General features: G+C 39.5%; 8 protein-coding genes. 7 read left to right on the forward strand and 1 reads right to left on the reverse strand.

Annotation, left to right across the window (positions count from 1 at the left end; genetic code table 11):
• Positions 1–149: 149 nt before the first annotated feature.
• The 7 genes from ntdP to perR all read left to right on the forward strand — a co-directional run bounded on the left by ntdP (position 150) and on the right by perR (position 5,992).
• On the forward strand, positions 150–683 hold the full coding sequence (ntdP, locus tag HPC67_RS15285) for a nucleoside tri-diphosphate phosphatase (RefSeq protein WP_217589726.1): 534 nt from the start codon (positions 150–152) through the stop codon (positions 681–683).
• Between the two features lie 137 nt (positions 684–820).
• A complete protein-coding gene (locus tag HPC67_RS15290; RefSeq protein WP_217589728.1) occupies positions 821–2,584 on the forward strand; it encodes an ABC transporter ATP-binding protein in 1,764 nt (587 codons plus the stop codon).
• A gap of 162 nt (positions 2,585–2,746) precedes the next feature.
• Positions 2,747–3,172, forward strand: coding sequence for a potassium channel family protein (locus HPC67_RS15295; protein ID WP_217589730.1), 426 nt, complete (start codon positions 2,747–2,749; stop codon positions 3,170–3,172).
• Between the two features lie 79 nt (positions 3,173–3,251).
• Complete coding sequence (bcp, locus tag HPC67_RS15300; protein WP_217589732.1) at positions 3,252–3,719, forward strand: thioredoxin-dependent thiol peroxidase; 468 nt, start codon at positions 3,252–3,254, stop codon at positions 3,717–3,719.
• 184 nt (positions 3,720–3,903) lie between these two features.
• Complete coding sequence (locus tag HPC67_RS15305) at positions 3,904–4,854, forward strand: D-2-hydroxyacid dehydrogenase (protein WP_217589734.1); 951 nt, start codon at positions 3,904–3,906, stop codon at positions 4,852–4,854.
• Positions 4,855–4,857: 3 nt separating this feature from the next.
• Entirely contained in the window at positions 4,858–5,415 is a 558-nt protein-coding gene (locus tag HPC67_RS15310; protein ID WP_217589736.1) for a cob(I)yrinic acid a,c-diamide adenosyltransferase, read from the forward strand.
• Between the two features lie 133 nt (positions 5,416–5,548).
• Positions 5,549–5,992 (forward strand): peroxide-responsive transcriptional repressor PerR, encoded by a 444-nt coding sequence (gene perR / locus HPC67_RS15315; RefSeq protein ID WP_281417549.1) that lies wholly within the window; start codon positions 5,549–5,551, stop codon positions 5,990–5,992.
• 70 nt (positions 5,993–6,062) lie between these two features.
• On the opposite strand, the gene HPC67_RS15320 is transcribed toward perR, so the two are convergent.
• The gene (locus tag HPC67_RS15320) at positions 6,063–6,452 is read right to left on the reverse strand and encodes a YgzB family protein (RefSeq protein WP_217589740.1); all 390 of its coding nucleotides are present in this window, start codon (positions 6,450–6,452) and stop codon (positions 6,063–6,065) included.
• Positions 6,453–7,093: the final 641 nt, after the last annotated feature.

Consider the following 7,093-nt stretch of genomic DNA (forward strand, 5'->3'; position numbering starts at 1 on the left):
TCGCCCGTTTAACTCTCCCACCAGCCTGCCAATAAGTCCCTCCCTAAAATGTATCTTCATTTGTTTGTTCAGTATTATGCATAATGCTTTAAGTTTCAGGCACTTAGCCTTATAATGAAGTAATATTGTCATAAGGAAAGGAAGATTGCATGGCTGGGCCAGCTTCAGGCACTCACATACAGATTGAAAGCTATAAACATAACGGCACTCTACATCGTGTTTGGCGGGAAAGCTTAGTATTGAGTGGTACGGAAAATGAGTGCATCGTTGCTAATGACCGGGCCCTTGTGACCGAAAGTGATGGGCGTACATGGGTCACACGCGAACCTGCAATTTGTTATTTTAATGCTCAATACTGGTTTAATGTAATCGGTATGCTACGTCAAGATGGGATTTATTATTATTGTAATATCGGTTCCCCGTTTATATATGATAACGATATGAACGTGCTTAAATACATTGATTATGACCTTGATGTTAAAGTGTTTCCTGATATGACCTATGTGTTGTTAGATGAAGACGAATACGAAGAGCACCGCCGTGAAATGAATTATCCTGACAAGCTTGATCACATACTTTATGAGCATATTGACTACTTGTTAAGCTGGGTGCGACAGCGGAAAGGTCCGTTTGCACATGAATACATTGATCGGTGGTATGAACGTTTTTTAACCTATCGCTAAAATAGAAAATCGTTGACGTTTTGACTTGAGGACAACAACATGGGTCCGGTTATCGTCAGCGTTTTTTAACGTATGTTGCTTTTTTTGCACCATGGCACCATGTATACACACACTACTTTTACAAAAGAGGTATGCAAATGAATTCGATTAAACAGTATTTGAAATTTGTAAAACCGTATAAATGGAAAATCATTTGGACGATTTTAATTGGTGTCATTAAATTTGGCATACCATTATTAATCCCACTTATTTTAAAATATGTGATCGACGGTATTATCGGAGCCGAAGAAATGACACAGGCAGAGCAAACGTCTCAACTGTTATGGATCATGGGTAGTGCATTCGTTATTTTTCTTTTAGTCCGTCCACCAGTGGAATACATTCGGCAATACTTAGCTCAGTGGGTCGCAAATAACATTTTGTATGATATACGTGATAAATTATTTGACCACATTCAAAAATTGAGCCTCAAATTTTATTCGCGGACGAAAACTGGTGAAATTATTTCTCGTGTAATCCATGATGTTGAGCAGACAAAAACGTTTGTTGTGACAGGGCTAATGAATATTTGGCTCGATTTAACGACGATCTTAATTGCGATCGCAATAATGCTCACGTTGGATGTGCCTTTGACGATTGTGGCGATCGTCCTCTTTCCATTATATGGTTTATCGGTTAAATATTTTTATGCGAAGCTTCGCCAGTTGACGCGAGACCGGTCCCAGGCACTTGCCGAAGTACAAGGACATTTGCATGAACGGGTACAAGGCATTCCTGTTACGAGGAGCTTTGCACTTGAAGACTATGAGCAGAAACAATTTGATGATCGTAATGGAAATTTTTTAACGAAAGCTTTGACACATACAGACTGGAATGCTAAAACATTTGCTGTGATGAACACCATTACGGATCTTGCACCACTCCTTGTGATCGGCTTCGGTGGCTATCAGGTGATCAATGGTCCTTTATCAATTGGTACGATGGTGGCGTTCGTCGCTTATATGGAACGGGTATACAGTCCGTTAAGAAGGCTCATTAACTCGTCTACAGTTTTAACACAGTCGGTTGCTTCCATAGACCGTGTATTTGAACTTATGAATGAAACGTACGATGTTGCAGATAAAGCAGATGCTAAAGCACTTGATCGCGTTAATGGAACGATTCAAATTAATAACGTGTCATTCCGCTATGAAGATGAAGAAGCTGAAGTGCTAAAAAATGTTAGCCTTGATGTCAGAAAAGGCGAGACGATTGCTCTCGTCGGTATGAGTGGGGGTGGTAAGTCCACTTTAATTAGCTTGATTCCACGTTTTTACGATGTGACGAGCGGCTCTATTAAAGTCGATGGTCATGATATTCGCGACGTTAAAGCTCGGTCTTTGCGTAATAATATCGGAATGGTGCTTCAGGATAACTTATTGTTCAGCGAATCGATTGCAATGAACATTCGAATGGGGAATCCTGATGCGACCGATGAAGAAGTGATCGCGGCAGCGAAGTCAGCGAATGCGCATGAATTTATTACCGAGCTTGCTCATGGCTATGACACACTCGTCGGTGAGCGTGGCGTAAAGCTGTCGGGTGGTCAAAAGCAACGGATTGCCATCGCACGTGTGTTTTTAAAAAATCCACCGATTCTTATTTTTGATGAAGCGACATCTGCGCTTGATCTTGAAAGCGAGCATACCATTCAAGAAGCGATGGAAAAGCTTGCTTCTAATCGAACGACCTTTATTGTGGCACACCGACTATCAACGATTACACATGCGGATAGGATTGTCGTTATAGAAAATGGTCAAATTCAAGAGATCGGTACTCACGAACAATTAATGAATCAACGCGGAAGCTATTACAACCTTTATGAAATCCAAAACCTCGGTCAACCTGAGCATATCGGTTAAAGAGTTCCTGTGTAAAAAAGAGCACCACACAAGTTAGACGACACCAACGTCACTTGTGTGGTGCTCTTTTTGGTGTTGTTCATTAAAACAAAACATTGTTGACAAGCTTTTGGAAAAAGGTGCATACACTAGTAACAATGCAGTATTGGAGGAGATCACTATATGGCGTGGGTATTTATAGTTGGCTTTGGCGTCATTGTTGCTGTTAGTGTGTTTGGATTTATGTTCTTAAAACAAAAGGATGCATACCCATTTGCAAGCAGTCGATTTTCAGTTGAATTGTTTGTTACGCTCGTTATCATTTATATTATTGTCATTTTAGGGTTTGGAGCGATCTATTTTACACTGTCTTTACAAGGGATCGTCCTTGTCGAGCATAATGAACTTAAGCAAATGAGTGTCATGGGATCCTTGGCACACTCGATTTATTTTAGTGGTGTCACAATGCTGACGATTGGTTATGGTGATATTGCGCCAGTCGGAATTGGACGATTGATTGCGATCATTGAGGCACTTATTGGCTATATTTTGCCAGCGGCTTTCGTATTGAAGGTCGTCCAATTCACGCAACGGGATAGAGAGTATTAAGCGCTTAGATGTAAATGCATGCTTGAACTTCTGCAGTATGCTATAGTAAAAAGTAAAATTGTGGAGTGGAGGGATAAGCATGTCGGTAGAAGTTGGTCAAGAAGCACCTGATTTTTCACTACCAAATCAGCACGGAGACACCATTCAGTTATCCGATTTTAAAGGGAAATCCGTTGTGCTTTATTTTTATCCGAAAGATATGACGCCAGGCTGCACAACACAGGCGTGTGATTTTCGTGATGCCCACAGCGATTTTTCGGACCTCAACGCGATCATTATTGGTGTGAGCGCAGATCCTGTAAAGCGCCATCAGACATTTACTGAAAAACACGAGCTACCATTTATGTTATTAGCCGATGAGGATCATTCGGTGGCAGAGACGTATGGCGTCTGGAAGTTGAAAAAGAATTTCGGCAAAGAGTATTACGGAATTGAAAGATCTACCTTTATCATTAACCCTGACGGCATTGTTCAAAAGCTATATCGAAAAGTACGCGTTAAAGACCATGTCGCGGATGCACTTGAATTTGTTCGCCAAAATGTTTAGGAAAACTTAGCAGTCTCCATTTAAAGACAGGAGGCTGCTATTTTTTATGTGTTAGAGAAAATAGCTGTACGTATTCTTTGAGCGAGAAAGTTAAATAGATGGAATAGCCGATCTTGTTGTCCTATAATTGTAACGACATATAATATGAAGGAAACGGGAAAAATATGGGGGGGCAAAGACATATATGAATATTGTATTTACAGCTCGAATTTCTAAAAAGCACCGCGATCATCTTGAAGCGAACAACCAAGGTGTAACGTTTTTCTTTTGCAACGGTATATCAGAAGCAGAACGCTATTTGCCAACAGCAGATGTGTTGGTCACATATGGGGAGGATTTGACGGAATCAGATATAGACAAAGCTGTGAAGTTGCGCTGGATTATGGTTATTTCAGCAGGTCTAGAGCGTATGCCATTACACGCTATTCAAAAACGCGATATTTTAGTGACAAATGCGCGTGGCATTCATAAAGTACCGATGGCTGAATATGTCATTTCTATGCTGCTTCAAGTGTATCGTCAAGAGAAGCAACTGATTCATAATGAACGAAATCATATATGGGATAAAAGTTTGCGCATGCAAGAAATCTCTGGTCGTACGATGTTAATTGTAGGAACAGGTGCGATTGGTCAAGAGGTTGCTCGATTAGCAAAAGCGTTCCATATGACAACGATAGGCGTGTCAAAGAGTGGACGTCCTGTCGCGTCCTTTGATGAAACGCATAAGACAATTGATTTAAAGGACCAGCTCCCTAAAGCTGACTTTGTCGTCTCAGTTTTACCGAGTACACCAGATACACGTCAGCTATTTTCGATCGATCATTTTAACGCTATGCCTAATCATGCGATTTTTATAAATATCGGACGTGGAGATGTTGTTGCAGAAGACATCATTGTAGAAGCAATTCGTTCTCAGAAGATTGCTCATGTGGTTTTAGATGTATTTGAAGAAGAGCCTCTGCCAGCAAATCATATGTTTTGGAAAGAAGAGAACATTACAGTAACGCCACATATTTCAGGTGTGTCAGCACAATATGTGACACGCGCCCTGGCAATATTTGAAGAGAACTTACATGTGTTTAAGCATAATGGGACAAGCTTTATGAATAAAATAGATGTACAGAGGGGGTATTAAGCCGTGCGGATTTATACGAGATCAGGTGATAAAGGATTAACGTCTCTCATATATGGCAAACGTGTACCGAAAAATGACTTACGTGTTGAGGCATATGGTACATGTGACGAAGCAAATTCGATGATTGGACTCGCCTTAAGCTTCCTTGATGGTGAAGACTGGCATGGTAAGGACGCGTTTCTCGACCATATGAGACGGGTTCAAACAATATTGTTCCATGTCGGTGCGGAGCTTGCGACCCCGAAGGATAAAGATGTGATGTGGGAGTTAAGGCAGTCACATATTGAAGAACTAGAGAAACAAATAGATGAATGGGATCAGGAATTGCCTCCACTAAAAAACTTCATATTGCCGTCAGGACATAAGACATCAAGCGCATTACACACTGCTCGGACAATTGCGAGACGAGCAGAGCGGAATGCAGTTGGCCTAGGCGATGCGTTGGCAAATCCACTTGTTGTACAATATTTAAATCGATTAAGTGATTATTTGTTCGTAGCTGCTCGATACGTTAATAAACAACTACAAGGAAAAGAGGCCCATCTCCATCCAGATGTGTAAGCAGTGCTTTAGCAATGCGCTGTGCGTGCACATATATTGACGAACAGGGCAAATAGGGGTAAACTAATTATAAACATTATAATATGATAATATATTCCATTTGTAAAAATTTAGGAAAGAGAGGTGCATGACGATGGAAAATGGTAAATTACATCATGCGATTGATACGCTTAAAGGCTCGGGTGTGCGCATTACACCACAACGTCATGCGGTCCTAGAGTTTTTGATGAATTCAGAGACACATCCAACTGCAGATGATATTTACAAGGCTTTGGAAGGGAAATTCCCTAACATGAGTGTGGCAACCGTCTATAATAACTTACGCGTGTTGCGTGAAATTGGCCTTGTAAGAGAGCTGACATATGGTGATGCGTCAAGCCGTTTTGATGCAAACACGACAGAGCACTACCATATTATTTGCAATTCATGTGGGAAGATTGTTGATTTCCATTATCCAGTTCTTGATGAAATAGAATCATTAGCTGAGCAAGTTACAGGCTTTAATGTTACTCATCATCGTATGGAGATTTACGGGACCTGTCAAAATTGTCGCGAACAAAAGATGGTTAAACAGTAAATAAAGCTAAACGAAAAAATCCAAACGCAGTGTCTGCATTTGGATTTTTAGTTTCCTATTTAAAAATGATTTAATTTTTGTCGTTTAAATTTTTTGCGGACGCTTTTATGTAGCTGCGTTTATTATACTTCTCATCAAATTCCTTTCCTTCAAGCTCTTTGTCGAGCGTTAAAGGCTGCTTGCAATGCATACATGCATCAACACGTCCCAGCATCTTTGTAGGTTTCTCGCAGCTAGGGCAAATAATCGGTACGGCTCTTGTTGATAATGTCCCGATCCATAAATAGACCAAACAGCTAAACGCAATAAATAGTAAGCCAACCGCGTATAAAATCCACATTAACCACTCAATCTGCTTCGTAAGAATCCCACCATACATAAAGCCAAATCCAACAAATATTAATATTAGTGCAAAAGATCTTATCTTATTAATTTTACTTGAATAGACAAGCTGTGCCATGTATATCCCCCTTATTTACCATTTAATTATACCATATATTAAATACAATTCTATTATAGTGCATGTTCAACCATGCTGAAAAGAAAATACATATGTTGTAGGAAAGGAACACTTATGCCATCATAATAGCGTGATTATTATATGTCACCTCTCAAAAAAATGTATAAGATATTATAATAAGAAGTAATCTATGCAATGTAGCTTATTATAATAAACCGATATAAAGTAGTACTTGATAAGATGAACTGATTTAAATGGGATGGCTTTAATGAAACGGTTGCTTTTAAAAAGGGCATATGTTTTTTACTTTATAGCAGATAACAGCCCGTAAAGGTTCGATTGGTTCAACGGTCATTCAGTGGAGGATAAAGAAAAACCACACTGATTGAGTTGCATCTTATAAAATAATGAATCACAAATCTAATTTTGTGGGTGAACAGATTTTTAAAGGTATCAAATAAAGTATGAAATAAGTGTTGACTTATAAATTGAATCATGGTAAATTATTATTTGTCGCCAAAATGGTGCGGCAAACACACAACAACATTTCGTTTTAAAAGAATGAAAAAGTTGTTGACGAACATGAATGAATGTGTTATATTAATAAAGTCGCTTTTACAAGAAGCGCACAACAATTTGTT

Origin of the sequence: Lentibacillus saliphilus, assembly GCF_019093865.1 — a bacterium.
GTDB lineage: Bacteria > Bacillota > Bacilli > Bacillales > Amphibacillaceae > Lentibacillus_B > Lentibacillus_B saliphilus.